Consider the following 17,005-nt stretch of genomic DNA (forward strand, 5'->3'; position numbering starts at 1 on the left):
CCCCCCCCCCCCCCCCCCCCCCCCCCCCCCCCCCCCCCCCCCCCCCCCCCCCCCCCCCCCCCCCCCCCCCCCCACTTCTTCACCCACCCCCCCCCCCCCCATCACTCCACATGTCGTGGTTCGTCGGCAGCGTCAGATGTGTATAAGAGACAGTATGTACCAGGACGGAATACCGCTCCTGATATCTCTACACGATTAGCAAAACGATCCAGAATTGCTTCAACCACGTACTTATCTCCATTTTTAGGGAAGTAGCTAGCAAAATCTGATGCCGGAATATCTACAATTTTTCTTTCTTTATCCGTATTCTGGAAAGACTTGATTTTAGCTGTATAGGCCTGAGTTGTGAAGCCCCCCGCAAAATTAATAACATCCTGCAATGTTTCGCCTTTCATCAGTTCAAATAAAGCGGCTTGTTTTACTTCTCCAGACATCTCAACCCTCTTTTCATAAACTGGAACGTGAATAACATCCTGGTCTTCTAAACGAATATTATCTTGCTGAATTCCTTTCAGTATAAAACTGTAGACGTCTATTGTCTTAATTACCCGATTGTTTCTTATAATCTGAATATTACGAAAAGAGCCATTTGCCGAAGGTCCTCCGCAAGCATTTAAGGCATTATATACGGTTGATAGAGAAGATAAAGTAAAAGTTCCTGCCTTGACCACATTGCCCGTAATAATTACTTTAATACTTCTAATATTACCAAGATTTACCGCTAATAAAGTACGTCCATTATTTAAAGCCTTATAAGTTTTAGACATCGCTGCGCGAATCTTAGAGGTTGCTTGTTCGATGGTAAGACCGCCAACCGAAATGCGGCCAACATATTGAATACTTATTATTCCCTCTGGGCTAACTTCAGGATTATAGCTCACTTCATTATCTCCGGTCAAATCAATGATCAACTTATCCTCAGGGCCTATAATATAGCCCTTAGGTGTTGCCAACCGAAGATTTGGCTCGAATGTGATGTTGCCATTTGTAAAGAGTTCAGCCCCAAATATTTTAGAAACAACCTCTTCATCTTTTTCTTTCTTCTCATTTGTAATCGCTCCACCAGCTGTCGTTTCATTAAATTCTCGCCTAGTACTTACAGATTTAGTATCAATTTGAGCGGTAGAGCCCTGGTTGCGCAATTTATTTACACGAAGACGCAACTTCTGGATTTCTTCTTCCTTCATTCCTTTGGCCGCTGCCATTTGCTCTAGTTGTGCTTCCGTATAACCAATCGATTCTGCCTGCTTGATCATTTGCAGAATTTGGGCATCAGACAGCTGATCGACTTTTATATCAACATAGCTACTCTGAGCGCGCAGAGAAATACTAAATACGAGAGAGAATAATATAAATGATATGAATAAAATTAGTTTTTGCTTCATTGCTACTTAAATCTGAATATGCGTATATTTTATACGTTATTTATTATTGGTTTATGCCGGATTTTAACTCAAACTTACTCGAAATAGTTTAAGGTTGTAAAGCCTCCATCTTTCAAGAATTCGTCTTTCTTCATTAAGTGCAGATCGGAAATCATCATATCGCTTACCAAAGCAGGCAAATCGTATTTTGGTCTCCAACCTAGTTTTGTTTTCGATTTGGTGGGGTCGCCCAATAACAAATCGACTTCTGTTGGTCTAAAATATTTCGGGTCCACACGCACAACCGTCGTGCCAAGTTTCAAGTTATTTAAATTTAAACCCAATTTTTCAACCTTCTCTTCATCTATATCGATAATTACACCTTTTTCGTGCTCGTCTTTTCCCGAAAACTCGATTTCAATCCCCAACTCTGAGAAGCTCATTTTTACAAAATCACGGACAGTTGTGGTAATTCCTGTAGCAATTACAAAGTCTTCTGGTTGCTCCTGCTGCAAAATCAGCCACATCGCCTCGATATAATCTTTAGCGTGGCCCCAGTCGCGCTGTGCAGAAAGATTGCCCAAGTATAAACAGTTCTGAAGGCCCAAAGCTATTTTGCAAGCGGCACGGGTAATTTTGCGCGTAACAAAGGTTTCGCCTCTTAACGGACTTTCATGATTAAATAAAATACCGTTGCAGGCAAACATTCCATAAGCTTCACGGTAATTTACGGTAATCCAGTAGCCATATATTTTGGCTACAGCATAAGGCGAACGCGGATAAAACGGCGTGGTTTCGCTCTGTGGAACGGCTTGTACCAAACCATAGAGCTCAGAAGTTGAGGCCTGGTATATTTTGGTTTTCTTGGTCAAGCCAAGTATCCTAACCGCCTCTAATAAACGTAAAGTGCCAATACCATCAGCATTGGCTGTATATTCCGGCATTTCGAAACTTACCTGTACATGACTCATGGCTGCCAGGTTATAGATTTCGTCGGGTTGTGTTTCCTGAATAATTCGGATAAGGTTGGTAGAGTCTGTCAAATCGCCATAATGCAATTTGAAGCGTACATTGTTTTCGTGCTGATCTTGGTAAAGATGGTCTATACGGTCTGTATTAAATAGAGATGAGCGTCTTTTAATACCATGTACAAAATAACCTTTTTTAAGCAAGAATTCTGCTAAATAAGCTCCATCTTGTCCTGTAACCCCCGTAATTAAGGCAACTTTCATATAATAGAAATAAACACTTTAAGCTTGCAAACATAACAAATATTTTCTGCCTTTTATTACAGAACATTTACATTTAGATGGTTTTTAAATAGACTGGAAACCCATCCATAAACTTGTAAATCAATGTTTAAACATGCATATCGGACTGAATTGCCCTTGTTGGCCTATTTTATTTACTTGAGTATTTTTAACAGATATTCACCATAGCCGCTCTTTACTAATGGCGTCGCAATTTGTCTGAGTTGATCGGCATTAATGAAGTTCATTCTGTAGGCTATTTCTTCTATGCAACCTATTTTCAGGCCCTGGCGTTCTTCGATGATCTGTACAAACTGGCCAGCCTGCATTAAAGAGGTAAAAGTGCCTGTATCTAGCCAAGCGGTTCCCCTGCTCAAAATGCCTACTTTTAATTTGCCTCTTTTGAGGTATTCTTTATTAACATCGGTAATTTCGTATTCGCCCCTGGCCGATGGCTGGATATTTTTGGCAATCTCTACTACAGAATTATCATAAAAATAAAGTCCTGGCACTGCATAATCTGATTTGGGCTCTTTTGGCTTTTCTTCTATAGAGATGACCTTATTTTCCTTATCAAATTCTACTACGCCGTATCGCTCCGGATCAGAAACCTGATAAGCGAACACCACACCGCCATCGGGGTCTGCGGAAGCTTGTAGCAACTTAGCCATTCCGTCGCCATGGAAGATGTTGTCTCCTAGAATAAGCGCTACTTTATCCGTACCAATAAATTCTTCGCCAATTACAAAGGCTTGTGCCAAACCGTTGGGCTCGTGTTGTACAGCATAGCTAAAGCTGCACCCTAAACTTGCACCATCACCCAATAGTTTTTCAAAATTTGGCAAATCATGTGGCGTAGAAATAATCAATACCTCTTTAATTCCAGCTAACATTAAGATAGACAACGGATAATAGATCATGGGTTTATCATAAACCGGCATCATCTGTTTGCTCATGGCTAATGTTAAGGGATGCAGCCTCGTACCGCTTCCTCCTGCTAAAATTATTCCCTTCATTGGTTTTATTTGGTATGGATTAATCTTTTGAAGTTACGCTATTTTCCAATTCGGCGTACCATTTGGCACCATATTTTCTGATCAATGGTTCTTTAAGGAACTGGTAAACCGGTACTTTGAGTTCGCGGCCAAAGGTACAAGCATCGCTGCAAATGTGCCATCTATCGTAATGCAACACATCAAATTCTGGATATTTGGTAATCCGGATCGGATAAAGGTGGCAAGAGATTGGCTTTTTCCAATCAACCAAACCTTGTTCGTAAGCCTTTTCGATGGCACATTTGGTAATGCCGTTTTCGAAAGTTACGTAGGCGCATTCTTTATTGCCATCTACGCAAGTGGTGGTCAAGTCGCCATCTAAATCTACAACATAGGTACCTTGGGCCTCGATGGCTTCAATGCCTTTTGGCGCCAACAAGTGCTTGATTTTAGGATAGATTTCCTGCAGGATTGCGGTCTCTGCCACTTCTAGCGGGGCTCCCGAATCTCCTTCTACACAACAAATGCCTTTGCATTTATTCAAATTACACACAAAGCTTTCGCTAACCACATCTTCATGCACCAAGGCATTTTGTACTTCAATCATCTGTTTGAGCTAACTTCCTATTGGATATTTCAGGCCTTCGGCCGATTTGATTTCTAGTGTTACCGAACCTACCAAAATCTCTACCTGCGCCTTTACAGGCACCCTGTTGCCATCATCGGTTATCCAAAGGTATAATTTACTATCTTTTCTAAAAACACGCCCGGGCTTAATGGAGGGGCTGAACTTGAGGCAACGGATATTGCCTAGTTTACTTTTTACGTTTTCCTTGCCCACATATTCTATTTCTAGCGCACTGATTTCGTCGCCCAGAAAATAGTTGAGCTTGAACTTCTCGCCGATTTTCAGTTTCGAAATATCCAAGCTACGGGCAAAATAATAGGCCGAAACCAAATCGAATGTTTGCGTGGTTGGCGTAGCAAAAGTACCTCTATTAGCCACCACTTTCTTGTCGTCCTGGTGAAACCTTGCCTTGTCTTGCCTCCGATAGCTGGCCTCCCTGATATTTTCTTGATAGAAATAAGGGGTAAGGTCGGTTTTGTCGATATAGGAATCGTAATGGTCCCTGATCTTGTAAAAAATATCGAAAGTGCCCGAAGTCTGCGCATCGACCGACAGCCTATAGGTAGGTTTATTGTCGAATTTGACATCGGTACCCAATACTTTAATAGTAGCTTCGGCAGCGGTTAAAAACCCATACTTCAGCTTATAACTTAATACCTCTCCCTCTTGAAAGATGGGCTCTTTCTTAAGTGGCAGCTCTTGTGCCAAAGCCTGTACGCCAAATAATGTTACAGCTATTCCTATTATTAGTCTTGTCATATTTGGTGAACAAACAAAAAGCAATCCAAAAAAATTAGTCCTTACGCTTATAAATCGGCACTGTTGAGCAAGGTTCACCAAACATAATGCTTTTGGCCACCGGCGTTAGCAATGCCGTAATTTCCACATAGGCAGCCACAGGCACTTCCAAGTCGGCGCAACCTTTGATCACCACGCGCTGTCCGGCAAAGGCATTAAGGTCTATTTTGGCCAATGCCTTGCTATAAAGCACGGCTTCAAGCACATCAAGGTTGCCAAACACTACTTCGTTGGCGTATGGTTGCATTTTATTGGCCAGTAACATATAGGCCCAAGTCGGCACAATGGCATCGGCGCTGCAAATAATTGCTACGTTTTTATCCTGATACTGCGACCAGTCGTGTTCCTTGATAAAGGCCCTAAAATCCTGCTCTTTGAGGATCAGCCCATGAAACAGATTGTCTTTAATATCATACACCAAGCGTTCTCCTTTGTGGAAATATTCTTCCAGATTTAGGGTTAGCAAACCACTTGAAGCCACTTTATTAACGATGTTTTCCTGAATATCCATAACCTCCATAAAATAAAAAACCGTCCCGACTAAAGTGGGGACGGTTGTAAAATTACGCAATTCGGCTTAATAGAATTTCACCCTATTGTCTTTTATATCGCTTTTTTCTTGTAATGCCTGGAAAGCAGCGCCTAAAGAGCGTTGGCCTAAACCAAGCAACATCGTTTCTTTTTGCTTAAAGGTGTTGCCCAATGGTGCAGGAGCGGTGAAACCTTCTACGGTAAACACATACACGCCTTTCTCGCCATCAACTGGTTTAGACAACTTGTTTACAGCCGAACCGAAAATAGTACCAACTACCTTGTTTTCTTGGGCCAAACCTGGAATGATCGGGTTTGCAAACACCATGTTTTGTACTGGAGTAGCAGTTTTGCCTAGTTTTTGGGCTACTTGATCAATGTTTGAAGCACCTGCCAAGGCTTTGTTAGCCTGCTCAGTCAACATTTTTGCTTTAACGGCATTCATGACCATAGGCTGGATTTGTTTTTTTACATCTTCCAAGCTCAATTGGCCTTTAGGTTTAATATCTGTTAAATGGGCGACTACAAAGCCATTGTCCATGGTGTAAACCTGACCAAGTACATCGCCTTTTTTGGCATCGTAGGCATCTCTGATCAACTGACGAGGATTATCCAAACCAGGCGCAAAACCTTGAGAAGAAACTACCTTATCAGCTACGCCTACGGTATAACCTTGTTTTTGAGCCAAGGCACTGAAGTTATCGCCTTTAACCTCGTTTAAGAAGTTAGACGCTTTTTTATAGGCAATATCCCGGGTTTTGGCACTTGGGGCCAATGTTTTCTCGATATAGGCCAATTTAGCCTCTTTAGAAGAACCGATTTGCTTTTCGATCTTGATCAAGTGAACACCGAATTGGGTTTTTACTACTTTCAAGTCGCCGGTTTTTCCGCCAAATGCAGCCTCTTCAAATGGTGCTACCATGGCATTGCGACCGAAGGTACCCAAATCGCCACCTTTATCTTTAGAACCGTCTACACTATATTTTTTGGCCAATTCGGCAAAGCTTCCGCCTTTTTGTACCACAGCTTTTAATGAATCGGCCATTTTAAGCGCATTGGCTTCGCCACCTACTTTGCTCGGATCGATTAAGATATGGCTTGCTTTTACCGAATCAGGAGAGAAACGGGTGCTAATCACCTTGATCAGTTTATAGGAATTGCCTGAAAATTTAGGACCGTAGAAACTTCCTGCAGGATAATTGAAAATTACCGAATCTACAGCCGGATCCAATTTTCCTTTAGCAATATAAGCATAAGGAACTTTTACGTCAGAATTGTTGATGGCAAACAACGAATCGTTAGGCGTAACCTTGAAATCGGCAGCCAATTTCTCTACTTGTGCTTTAACTGCTGCCGAATCGGTTGCAGTTGGCTTAATGCTGAAAGAAACATATTCGAAAGAACGGGTCTCAACAGGATTGTCAAAACGTTTTTTGTTGGCATCGTAGTAAGCTTGATAATCAGCATCTGTAATTTTTACGTCTTTGTCCAAAACGGTGCTGTAATCCAGGTTTACATATTTGAAGTTAACCAGCTTGTTGCGGTTGATGTATTCGTCGTTGGCTTCTAATGAAGTTACGTATACCGAATTGCGAACTAGGTTGGCATATTTTTGTTGCAAAGCCTGTTTCTCGATTTCGGCCTGTAGCATATCCCATTGTTGCTTAAGCTTAGGGTCTTTTTGTTGTGCTTTTAACGAAGTAATTACGGCATTACGGTCAAGCTCGCCTGTTTGCGGGTTTGAGAAATACTGTTTAATCAGTGGGCTTGGATTTTTGCCTTGCAAAAGGTCAAAAAGCTCATCGCCTGAAACGATTAGGCCCAAACGTGTATATTCTTTAGTTAACAACACATTGGCAATTTCGCCCTGCCATGCCTGATCAACAGCCATGGCCTGCATTTGCGGGTTGATGCTGCCACCATATTGCTGCTTAAACTGTGAAATGCTTTGCTCTACCTTAGGATTAAATTCTTCATATTTAATCTCCTCGCCGTCTATAGAGCCAACCGAAGTTCTAGAAGCTCCCCAAAGAGACGAAGTATGCTGCAACAAAGGCTCTAATACAAATAACGCTAATACCACTGCGATACCTCCTACTAGAAAATACCCCATCTTGGTACGCATGAAAGTCATTAATCCCATATTATTCTTATTTTATCAATTTTTTTTAAGAGGGCGCAAGATACAAATTTGCAACTAATTAGAAAATATAATTTTCATCTGTTTAGCTATTGATTTTCAGTGGTGATAAAGCCATCCTGATTTTTTGTCCGTTTCTGCTATACACCTCGGCAAATCATGATGGTTTTAGTTGATCTTTGCCTTGAATTAAGCAGATAGTCAGCTAACCTATATTTATTTAAGGGACTATTTTATCCTTAAGATAGCCTTCGGCAGCGGCATCTTTAATGTTATAGGTACTAAAATCCTGGGGAGCCGAAAACTGTGTTCCTGTAACTACATTGCCATCTTTAGTGGTAACCGTACCAAAAGGCGAAAAATACATCCGCTTGTTTTCGTCCCAGGTCAGTTCTTCGGTGGTAAAAGTAATCTGATCGTTGATCACCACCACGTGTTTCCTAAAAATGGTGATTTTTTCGCCTTCCTTGTTGATGGCATAGTCAGAAGTGATAGAGCCTGTGCTTTTGAGGTAATCGTCGAAAAAGTTGATTTTTATACCCTTAGGCATTTCATTGTACTTTGGCCCTTGCGATGGAGTAACTTGGTCGAGAATGGGGGCAAAACCTTTTGCTTTTACTTTGGCCGAATCGCTATAGATAATTTCTACGCCATAAGAACGGTCTTTGCTCAAGGTAATCTTCTTGGCCGAGATTGCGGTGGCATTCTTCAGGTCATCGTCGTTGCAAGCCAGCATGACGCTGCTCAGCACCACCAAAAGCAACAATAGGCCAAATGGGTTACCCGACTTTCTCATCAGTGTACATTTTTTTCATCTGTAACGAAAATTTACGCTACAAAGTCTGTCTTAGTCGAACCTAAATCTGCTGAACCACTTATCGTTAAGTGTAAAGCCCAAGTGAAAATTGATGTATTTTTCTTGAAGCAGGCCATTGCTAATGGTTCCTCTTTTGCCCAGCTCGGCACTGAAGTTCATTTTATAAAGGGTTCGGCCAAACGACGATAAAGGCAAGCCTAAGCCTACCGTAACGGCCATTTGCTTAATGTCTTGTCCGGCCATTTGGATGTAGGTTTTATCGTATTGGAAGCCAAAACGGTAATCAACCCTTTTAAAATAGCCGTTGATTGCGGTAATATCTGGTGTAATCTGGCCTCCAACAGAAAAGCCATAAGTATCTTGCAAGCCTTGGTTTACCTTGTCGATGGTTAAGTTAGACCATTTGCCTATGCGGTAGTCGGCACCAAACAACCATTTATTGTTCTTTTGGATGCTGATACCAAAGTTGTGTATCAAAGGCATTTTAAGATTTGTTGGCGCATTTTCTACAAACACCAAGGTATCGATTGCCGTTTGTTCATTGCCTTGCGAATCGTTATAATATTGCGTAACGACCTGGCTTCTTTTCGAATTGATTTTAGACGATGAGGACCCTGAATAGCCCAACATGATCGTGGTTTTGCTATCTAGGCTAATATCATACTGTGCACCATAAGAAAAACCAATGCCGCCTACGCTGTTTTTAGCCTGTAAACGCGAATTGATGGCGCCCGGTTCGTTTACATATTCTGTAGAACGGTTTTCCAAAAGGTCACCAAACAAATATTCGGCATTGGCGCCAATCCTAAAATGATCGCCAAACTGTATACCATAGCCCAAATAAGCTTTGGTTAAGCCACCTTCGCCGGTATACCTGTAATCCACGTTTTTGGTATTGTCGGTAGTGGTACCCACTTTTGTAGAATTGATAAAGTTGTAGCCCAGCTCCGAATAAGGCATGATGCCAAAACTCAATGCCGATTTTGTCGTTACCGGAAAAGCAAGCGCCACATGGCTCAGCGTTGAGTTGAAACTATTCTCTTTTTGCGTGCTGTTGCTCAATTCGGTAAAGCCTGCGGCCATTCCGATATCTAAGGTTGTTAGATTGATCGATGCATATGAGGCCGGGTTCTGCATGTTAATGTTATTGAAAAAATTAACTTTGTTTACCGCGGTAGAAACGCCACCCATTGCCCTAAGCTGGGGCAGCAACGAACCTTTGATGTTTCCTACTCCGAATTTAGAATATGGAGATTGCAGGGTAATTTGTGCATTTGCAATTACACCTGTCAGCAAAAGGCAAACTACAAATGTATATCTTAATTTTTGGTACATATTAGTGTATAAAAACTTCATTCAATCCTTTTAGAACCAAATAGGGTTCGTTTGTTATTTGGGGTGCAAAGATGCTATTTTTTAATTGTTTACTCAAAAAATCGGCATCGCCACCTGTTATTATGACCCTCAGGTCGTTGTATTTCTTGTTTTCTGAAGCTATAAATCCTTCCACTTCGTTCAGCACGCCCAACAAAACGCCGCTTTTGATGGCATTGGCGGTATCTGTGCCTTCCGGGATGGATTCTTCCTTATCCCAGCTGATCAGCGGCAGCCTACCGGTATAATGGTTCAGCGCCTTAAACCGCATGTTGATGCCTAAACTGATGCTTCCTCCAAAATATTCGCTGTTGGCGGTCAGCACATCGTAGGTAATGCAAGTTCCCATGTCGATCATCAAACAATTGGCGCCAGCATATAGGCCTTTTGCCGCAATTACCTTTGCCCACCGGTCTAATCCTAGCGTGGGCTGCGTTTGGTAGTGGTTTTTAATGCCGGTGTTGATTGCGGTGGTAAATGGGATATAGCGAACAGACCGGCTCAAAAAGTTGCCTAGTGCTGTTACATCTCTGCTTACGCTAGAAACAGTGGCATTTTTTACCTGGTAGGTTTCGATTAGGCTTTGCAGGCTAATTTCGTCCAGTTCTTTTAGCCTTTGGAAATGAACCATGGTCTGATGGTCGAAAACCGCAAGCTTACTATTTGTATTTCCAATATCAATAACCAGATTATGCATAAGCTCAAGCCTGGAAAGATTTGTCCGCAATTTGAACCAGAAAAGCTACTACTCCAAATTTCATGGCACAAAGCTATCAATCTTTGGCAAGTTTCAAGGTCTCAAATTGTTAAAAAAGGTTAAACAAACAAAAAATACTGAATGCTGCACACCAAAATGGCGAACAAGCTTTCGTAGAACCAGCGTTTTTTGGCATTTGAAAAATAGTAGGCCAGCAACACCGCACCCGGTGGTACGCACAGCAAAAAATGGTAAACCCTGAAATCGGGCTTGGTATAAAAGCTGATGATGACGATTACAAACATGAAGAACAGCATCTGAAAAGCCTTGCGTGTGCTGATAAAGCTTCTGAAAAAATTCTCGCGCAGCTGCAGGGCGGCCAAAATGATGATTACACCAATGGGGATCAAGACTAGATAGTCGTTATAATTGATTTGCAGGGCCGAAGGGAATTTATTGATCAAGGGCTTCCAGATCTGGTAAAACTGGCTGATTTTATCATTCCAATAATAAAAAACGGCGATGAAGAAAAAGATGGTGAGGAAGCCGATAATGCCCGCAATCCATTCGCGCCAGTTGAACGAGCGATACAGCAAAAGGCTGAGCCACAACATAAGCAAGAGTACGATGAAGGGGAAATAGATGAGCGTACCCAAAGCGATGATCATGCCGATATCGAACATGGTCATCATGGCATTGGTGGTTTTGCCAATCTTCAAGAACTTGTCCATGATCCAAATGAGCAGGAAGTTGCAAATGAGCGGCGGACTCAAAATCAAAAACTGCAAAAACAGGCTAGAACCTGTTACATACAGGAGTGCGGGCAGATAGCTCGGTTTGGCCAACAGGCCGTGGTTGTTGATGATGCGGTTAAAAAGCAAGGCCTGAACAAAAGTGACGACCATGGCCAAAACGATATTAATGGCCGGCGAGAACGAATCGGCAATCGGAATTTGGATCAGCAACTTGGCATAAGGTTCCAAAAACTCGAAACTCAGGGGATCTGGCAAATGAATGAAAATAGCCAAACGCATAAAAATGGTGTATGCGGCCAGCAATAAAAGATTGAATGGGCTTAAGCTCCGAAACTGATTGATCATGCCTGTTAATAAGGACAAAGTAAAGAAAATTTCGTGAAATCTTCTTGTGGTTAGTGCTTAATACACCATGGCCGGTGGTGAAGAGGTTATAGCCGAAAAATATGGACTATTTACGACTACACTCTGGTATATTTCTTCACCACTTGGTCAATAATAGCCGCTGTTTCATCGGGAAAGTTAAATTGGTGTTCCTGTGGCTGCGCTACAAACTGCTTTAACATGGGCAACCAGTTTTTGTTGCTGCCCCAAATTACCGGCAAACCCAATTTTTTTAAGGCATAGGCATTGCATTGCTGTTCGTACTGGAATTTCATGGGGGCCACCAACAGTTTTTTGCCCAAGAAAAGGGCTTCGGCCGGGCCCTCAAAGCCACCTCCGGTAAAGACACCCTCGCAACTGGCCATACTTTTGTTAAAACGCTCGTTATTGATCGGCTCTACAAACACGTTTCCTTCGGCATAGCTGAGTTTGGTATGTTTTGAAAAAACCTCCCATCTTACATTCGGGATCTGTTGCAGGAGTTTAACCAGGTGCTTATCGTCAATGGCGGGCAAGTAAACGGTATAGTGGCCCAAATTGGTGGCCTGCAGGTTCCTGATTTCGCTCCTGATCACCGGTGTGTAGATAAAATCGTCATAACGCTCAAAATGAAAGCCGATATGATGGGTGGTGGGCGCATAATGGCTTAAGATGAGCTTGCCCCAATCAATGGTTTTGGGACGCGGCACTTTTCTCGATTTAAATGAAGCCTGGTGGCTCAGCGAAACGCTCTCTAGCTTTTGCATTTTACAGGCCCAGGCGGTAACCGGTTCAAAATCGTTGATAATCAGGTTGTAATCGGCTAGCGGCACTTTGCGCATGTCTTTGCTAAAACGTGGCAAATTCATGTTTTTCCAGGTTTTATAGTGGTCTACTCCACCCTTTTTCCCAAAAACAAAACTGAAGCCATGCAATTGGTATTTGACTTCCTGGCTCAGTTTGACGTCGGCTTGCGTACCCGAAACCAAGATGTCTAAATCTCCGTGCTGCTGCAACAAGGGCACGATTTCCCTTGCCCTGCTAATGTGCCCATTACCAGTACCCTGAATTGCATAAAGTATCTTCATCCGCTCCTAATATCTATATTTTTCGGCAGTATTTATAGTTTTAATGGAAATGAAGCGAACATGGTGGTTTTATGCTTTAGGCAATTTCTAGCTTGATCTTTTGCAACAAGGTATTCACATCCAATTTGCTGTGCAGGTCTTCGCCGTCAGACAGGATTCCTTGTTCCACATCGTCCTTCTCAAAATCCTTGTATTCGAACTTAAAGATTTTCCATTCTTTTTTGTGGTATTCCAAGGCGGTAAGGCTTTCTACCCAATCGCCGCTGTTCAGGTATTTAACCCTGCCCTCTTCGGTACTGATTTCCCTGATTTCGGGCTGGTGAATATGCCCGCAAACCACATATTCGTAGCCTTTTTCTATGGCCAGCTCGGCAGCGGTTTGTTCAAAGCTGTTGATGAATTTTACAGCATCCTTAAACTTAACCTTTATCTTTTGCGAAAAGCTCATTTTTTGTCGACCAAGCAAGGCAAGGCCCCAGTTTACGAAACTGTTGATCAGGATTAGGCTGTCATAACCAATGGCTCCCATTTTGGCCAGCCATTTAGAATGCTGCATCGTTACGTCGAAAATATCGCCATGAAAAAACCATGCTTTTTTGCCGTCGAGCTCGAGCACGAGTTTATTTTGCAAGTGGAAAGTACCCATGTGCATATCGGCAAACTTGCGCAGCATTTCGTCGTGATTGCCGGTAAGGTAATAAACCTGTACGCCCTCCACCATAAACTTCATCAGTTTGCGCAGCACTTTCATGTGTGATTCTGGCCAGTATCTTTTGCTGAACTGCCAGATGTCGATGATGTCGCCATTCAGGATAATCATTTTGGGCTTGATGCTTTTCAGGTATTTGAGCAGTTCTTTGGCATGGCAACCATAAGTACCCAAATGCACATCAGAGATTACGGCAATTTCTACTTCTCTCTTTTCCATGGACTGATTTTTTGGGGATAAAATGCTAGATGCCCATATAAACCGACATCCAAAGCTGTTGACAAAGGCCTTAGCCTAATCTTCTTCTTCATCAATAGTCAGGTCGTATGGACTAAAGAAAAAAGCAACGATGACAAGAAGGCAAACAATCAGAAACAGTTCAGGCATCTTGATACAGTTTTATAATGCAAAATTGCAAGCAAAAGATTAACAAGATGTTAAGAAAACATTATTTCAAACAAATGTTAACAAATCGAAAAATCAGGAAGGCATTGGCGAAGAAGGCCACCAACAAACAATAAAAAAGCCCCTTGCTAGGCAAGAGGCTTCAGACTATTTGAATGATCGGGCATTAAGCCGCTTTCTTCTTTTTGTTGTCGGTATAAAAACCAAAACCCAAGAATGCCAATAGCAAGACAGAACCAAGCAAAGAAATCTTCTCGCCGGTATAGTATGATTTTGGCTCGAACTTGAATTCAACCTTGTGGTTGCCTCCAGGCAATTGCGCAGCACGCAATACGTAGTTTGCCCTGAAATATGGTTTTTGAACGCCATCTACATACATGTTCCATCCTTTGTCGTAATAGATTTCAGAGAATACGGCAATAATATCTCTTGGTGCGCTATAGCTGTATTCGATATGATCTGGATGGTAATGCTCCATTTTGATGAAAGCAGTTGGATCGGCGCCCAAACGGGTAGTGTCGATCTGTTTTTTATACTGCTCGTCAACAATAGCTTCTTGTTTTGGATCGAAACTGCTAATGGCTTTCATTTCCTCGTCGGCATTTTTTACAAACTGGATTCCTTTTACAATCCATACGTTGCCTAAGGCCGTGCTGTTGCGCTGCATCTTATAAGAACCATTTTGCGGATCTTGCAAAATAAAATATTTGGCGTTAAGCATATCCAGCACATCTTGGTTCACACTTTTTCCAAATTGGTGCTCAATGAGTTCGTCGTAACGTTTAAGCTTGGCCGCATGGTAGCCCCCAATGGTTTTGTGGAAAGCTGAAGTACTTGCATTCTGAAAGGTTTCTATACTCTGATCATACACCCTAAAGTTTGGATCTTTATCAGACATGATGAAAGTATCGACATCACGTGGCTGGAAGTAGTTGTTTACCGCACTTTCGTTTTCAAAGTTTTTATTGTTCAGGTAACGGCGGTCAACCTGCCACATATCGATCAATACGGCGAGCGCCAACAAGCCACAGGCTAATTGCGTGTTCATTTTTTTGGTAATCAATGCCCAAACAATGGCAAAACCAATAACAATGAATAGGAAAGAACGAATGGCATCGGCGCGGGCAATGGAAATCCTATCTTCAACTACTGCCGAAGCCAGTCTGTGCGCAACACTCGCATTGTTCTGCAGGCCTTGGGTTAAATGCGCCACAAGTTCATCATGAGCCTGGGTTTTAAAGCTAAAGAATAAGGTTGGCAAAATAGCCACAACTAAAGCAAAGCCCCCAGTAATGCCTGCCGACCAGGTCAGTTTTTTAATCAATTCCTTCTGATCCATTTTGGATTCCATCGCTTCTTTAATGGCCAAAAAGGCAAGGATAGGTACCATGAGGCCAACAACGGCCAAAATAGATTCTACCGCCCTGAATTTGTTATACAGCGGGAAGTAATTAAAGAAGATATCCGATACGAATGGGAAGTTTCGGCCAAACGACAGCAGCATAAACAATAGCGTTACGGCTAAAGTCCACCATTTGAGCCTGCTCTTCACGATAAACAAACCAAACACAAACAAGAAACACACAATGGCACCAAAATAGTAGCCTCCGGAAGTGCCTGGCTTTTCGCCCCAGTATTGGTTCATGTTTTGAGCAAAAAACGATAGAATCTGGCGTTGATCCTGCTCAGGATATTGAGAAAAACTCTCTCCGAAAGCCTTGTAGAAATGGCTTTCGGGCTCCATCATCTTGTCTATGCTCGAAGCACCGCCATATAAATCGGGAATGAGGAAGGTAAAGCTTTCGCCCACACCCTGGCTCCAGTTATAGGCATATTTTTTAGACATACCCGCATTTTTCTCGGTTGCATCGCTGGTTAGGTTAGACTTGCCACGGTTGGTTTCCTTGGCATATTCTGAGGTGGTCCACAATAAACTCGCGTTTACCATAACCGCCAAAATCACTGCAAGGCTTAAAAAGCCAATGGCTTTGCCCAAAGCGGGCAGCGTTTTGTTTTTATAGGCCTGATAGATTTCGATACCTACAAAAATGAGGATGGCCAAGAACAGGTAATAGGTCATCTGCACGTGGTTGGCCCTGATTTCGAGCGCCAAAAACAAGGCTGTTAAGCTCCCGCCCAACCAATATTTGCCACGCAAAGTGATCAATATACTGGCTATGATAGGCGCAAAAAAGCCGATGGCCAATGCTTTATTACTATGGCCCGCAGCAATAAGCACAAAATTATAGGTGGTAAAGGCAAAGGCTATGGCCCCCGCAGCGGCCAGCCAAGGGTTTATTTTCAAGGTAATGAACAAGAAATAAGCACCTACCAACAACAATAGCACGGTACCTACTGGATCAGGAAAGGTTTTTGTAATTAAAGCGATACCATAGGTAGCACCATTATAGGCATACTGTACCCAAATTTGGTAGGCAGGCATGCCACCAAACATTTGGTTGGTCCAAAGAGGTCCTTTGCCATCTTTATCCTTGTACTCCATAATCTCCTTCTGCATCGCTTTCGATTGGACTACGTCGTTCTGCACAGGAACTTTCCCCTGCATTACGGGGCTAAAGTACGCGAAACAAATAACCGCAAAAATTGCAATGATGGCCAAATGAAGGCCATTCTGTTTAAACCAATTGTTCATTAAGGTTTTATATTTAAAATTAAACTAAGCCCAAAAATAGAAAATTGATGCAGATTAAAAAGGAAAAATTTGGGGAAGTGCCATGAGGCCGCCATTTGCAAGCGCCTATTCGTTCCAAGACACCCCGATTAAGTTGCCCCCAACACAACCAGATGAGCTCAACCAAAATTAATTTCAATAATATTTGAAAGTTCAGAAAATTATCCTAAGTTTGATGAACAAAATAAATGACAATTTACCACCGAGCCGATAGGCTCATTTTACGAAGTATTAATTTCAATTTTTTCTGAAACTTAAAAACAAAATAATGAACCCGCTAGTTAACCACCTCATCCTTTACGACGCCGACTGCCCAATGTGCAACCTGTCTCTTATACACATCTAAAAGGGGGGGGGGGGGGGGGGGGGGGGGGGGGGGGGGGGGGGGGGGGGGGGGGG

13 protein-coding genes and 1 pseudogene are annotated in these 17,005 nt (G+C 42.5%); all 14 read right to left on the bottom strand.

Features of this window, described 5'->3' with window-relative positions; all coding sequences use genetic code 11:
• Positions 1 to 146 precede the first annotated feature (146 nt).
• Positions 147 to 1,385: pseudogene (locus JHD69_RS16245) on the bottom strand (SLBB domain-containing protein); the annotation flags it as partial.
• A 74-nt stretch (positions 1,386 to 1,459) separates the two neighbouring features.
• Entirely contained in the window at positions 1,460 to 2,596 is a 1,137-nt protein-coding gene (gene gmd / locus JHD69_RS16250) for a GDP-mannose 4,6-dehydratase (protein ID WP_199141403.1), read from the bottom strand.
• Positions 2,597 to 2,769: 173 nt separating this feature from the next.
• A complete protein-coding gene (gene rfbA, locus JHD69_RS16255) occupies positions 2,770 to 3,630 on the bottom strand; it encodes a glucose-1-phosphate thymidylyltransferase RfbA (RefSeq protein ID WP_199141404.1) in 861 nt (286 codons plus the stop codon).
• Positions 3,631 to 3,649: 19 nt separating this feature from the next.
• Entirely contained in the window at positions 3,650 to 4,216 is a 567-nt protein-coding gene (locus JHD69_RS16260; RefSeq protein ID WP_199141405.1) for a DUF3109 family protein, read from the bottom strand.
• A 9-nt stretch (positions 4,217 to 4,225) separates the two neighbouring features.
• Positions 4,226 to 4,996, bottom strand: a complete 771-nt coding sequence (locus JHD69_RS16265; protein WP_199141406.1) for a DUF3108 domain-containing protein — start codon at positions 4,994 to 4,996, stop codon at positions 4,226 to 4,228.
• Positions 4,997 to 5,030: 34 nt separating this feature from the next.
• A complete protein-coding gene (locus JHD69_RS16270; protein ID WP_199141407.1) occupies positions 5,031 to 5,546 on the bottom strand; it encodes a DUF2480 family protein in 516 nt (171 codons plus the stop codon).
• 66 nt (positions 5,547 to 5,612) lie between these two features.
• On the bottom strand, positions 5,613 to 7,709 hold the full coding sequence (locus JHD69_RS16275) for a peptidylprolyl isomerase (RefSeq protein ID WP_199141408.1): 2,097 nt from the start codon (positions 7,707 to 7,709) through the stop codon (positions 5,613 to 5,615).
• A gap of 217 nt (positions 7,710 to 7,926) precedes the next feature.
• Complete coding sequence (locus JHD69_RS16280) at positions 7,927 to 8,502, bottom strand: hypothetical protein (RefSeq protein ID WP_199141409.1); 576 nt, start codon at positions 8,500 to 8,502, stop codon at positions 7,927 to 7,929.
• Positions 8,503 to 8,553: 51 nt separating this feature from the next.
• Positions 8,554 to 9,879: an outer membrane protein transport protein gene (locus tag JHD69_RS16285; protein ID WP_233165975.1), complete on the bottom strand. Its 1,326-nt coding sequence runs from the start codon at positions 9,877 to 9,879 to the stop codon at positions 8,554 to 8,556.
• Positions 9,860 to 10,594: a type III pantothenate kinase gene (locus JHD69_RS16290; protein WP_199141410.1), complete on the bottom strand. Its 735-nt coding sequence runs from the start codon at positions 10,592 to 10,594 to the stop codon at positions 9,860 to 9,862. The genes JHD69_RS16285 and JHD69_RS16290 overlap by 20 nt, the downstream gene beginning before the upstream one ends.
• Positions 10,595 to 10,713: 119 nt before the next feature.
• Positions 10,714 to 11,694, bottom strand: coding sequence for a DUF6427 family protein (locus JHD69_RS16295; RefSeq protein ID WP_199141411.1), 981 nt, complete (start codon positions 11,692 to 11,694; stop codon positions 10,714 to 10,716).
• 116 nt (positions 11,695 to 11,810) lie between these two features.
• Positions 11,811 to 12,800 (bottom strand): glycosyltransferase family protein, encoded by a 990-nt coding sequence (locus JHD69_RS16300; RefSeq protein WP_199141412.1) that lies wholly within the window; start codon positions 12,798 to 12,800, stop codon positions 11,811 to 11,813.
• Positions 12,801 to 12,876: 76 nt separating this feature from the next.
• Positions 12,877 to 13,728: a UDP-2,3-diacylglucosamine diphosphatase gene (locus JHD69_RS16305; RefSeq protein ID WP_199141413.1), complete on the bottom strand. Its 852-nt coding sequence runs from the start codon at positions 13,726 to 13,728 to the stop codon at positions 12,877 to 12,879.
• A gap of 352 nt (positions 13,729 to 14,080) precedes the next feature.
• Positions 14,081 to 16,567 carry a YfhO family protein gene (locus JHD69_RS16310; RefSeq protein WP_199141414.1) on the bottom strand — a complete coding sequence of 829 codons (2,487 nt, stop codon included), beginning with the start codon at positions 16,565 to 16,567 and terminating at the stop codon, positions 14,081 to 14,083.
• Positions 16,568 to 17,005: the final 438 nt, after the last annotated feature.

It is taken from the genome of Pedobacter sp. ASV12 (genome assembly GCF_016429155.1).
Taxonomy (GTDB): Bacteria; Bacteroidota; Bacteroidia; order Sphingobacteriales; family Sphingobacteriaceae; genus Pedobacter.

What these genes read in the sequence shown, in the direction of transcription:
- gmd (WP_199141403.1), bottom strand. Translation starts at nt 2,596, where the DNA reads ATGAAAGTTGCCTTAATTACGGGGGTTACAGGACAAGATGGAGCTTAT.
- JHD69_RS16295 (WP_199141411.1), bottom strand. Translation starts at nt 11,694, where the DNA reads ATGATCAATCAGTTTCGGAGCTTAAGCCCATTCAATCTTTTATTGCTG.
- JHD69_RS16300 (WP_199141412.1), bottom strand. Translation starts at nt 12,800, where the DNA reads ATGAAGATACTTTATGCAATTCAGGGTACTGGTAATGGGCACATTAGC.
- JHD69_RS16290 (WP_199141410.1), bottom strand. Translation starts at nt 10,594, where the DNA reads ATGCATAATCTGGTTATTGATATTGGAAATACAAATAGTAAGCTTGCG.
- JHD69_RS16310 (WP_199141414.1), bottom strand. Translation starts at nt 16,567, where the DNA reads ATGAACAATTGGTTTAAACAGAATGGCCTTCATTTGGCCATCATTGCA.
- JHD69_RS16280 (WP_199141409.1), bottom strand. Translation starts at nt 8,502, where the DNA reads ATGAGAAAGTCGGGTAACCCATTTGGCCTATTGTTGCTTTTGGTGGTG.
- JHD69_RS16265 (WP_199141406.1), bottom strand. Translation starts at nt 4,996, where the DNA reads ATGACAAGACTAATAATAGGAATAGCTGTAACATTATTTGGCGTACAG.
- JHD69_RS16260 (WP_199141405.1), bottom strand. Translation starts at nt 4,216, where the DNA reads ATGATTGAAGTACAAAATGCCTTGGTGCATGAAGATGTGGTTAGCGAA.
- rfbA (WP_199141404.1), bottom strand. Translation starts at nt 3,630, where the DNA reads ATGAAGGGAATAATTTTAGCAGGAGGAAGCGGTACGAGGCTGCATCCC.
- JHD69_RS16270 (WP_199141407.1), bottom strand. Translation starts at nt 5,546, where the DNA reads ATGGATATTCAGGAAAACATCGTTAATAAAGTGGCTTCAAGTGGTTTG.
- JHD69_RS16305 (WP_199141413.1), bottom strand. Translation starts at nt 13,728, where the DNA reads ATGGAAAAGAGAGAAGTAGAAATTGCCGTAATCTCTGATGTGCATTTG.
- JHD69_RS16275 (WP_199141408.1), bottom strand. Translation starts at nt 7,709, where the DNA reads ATGGGATTAATGACTTTCATGCGTACCAAGATGGGGTATTTTCTAGTA.
- JHD69_RS16285 (WP_233165975.1), bottom strand. Translation starts at nt 9,879, where the DNA reads ATGAAGTTTTTATACACTAATATGTACCAAAAATTAAGATATACATTT.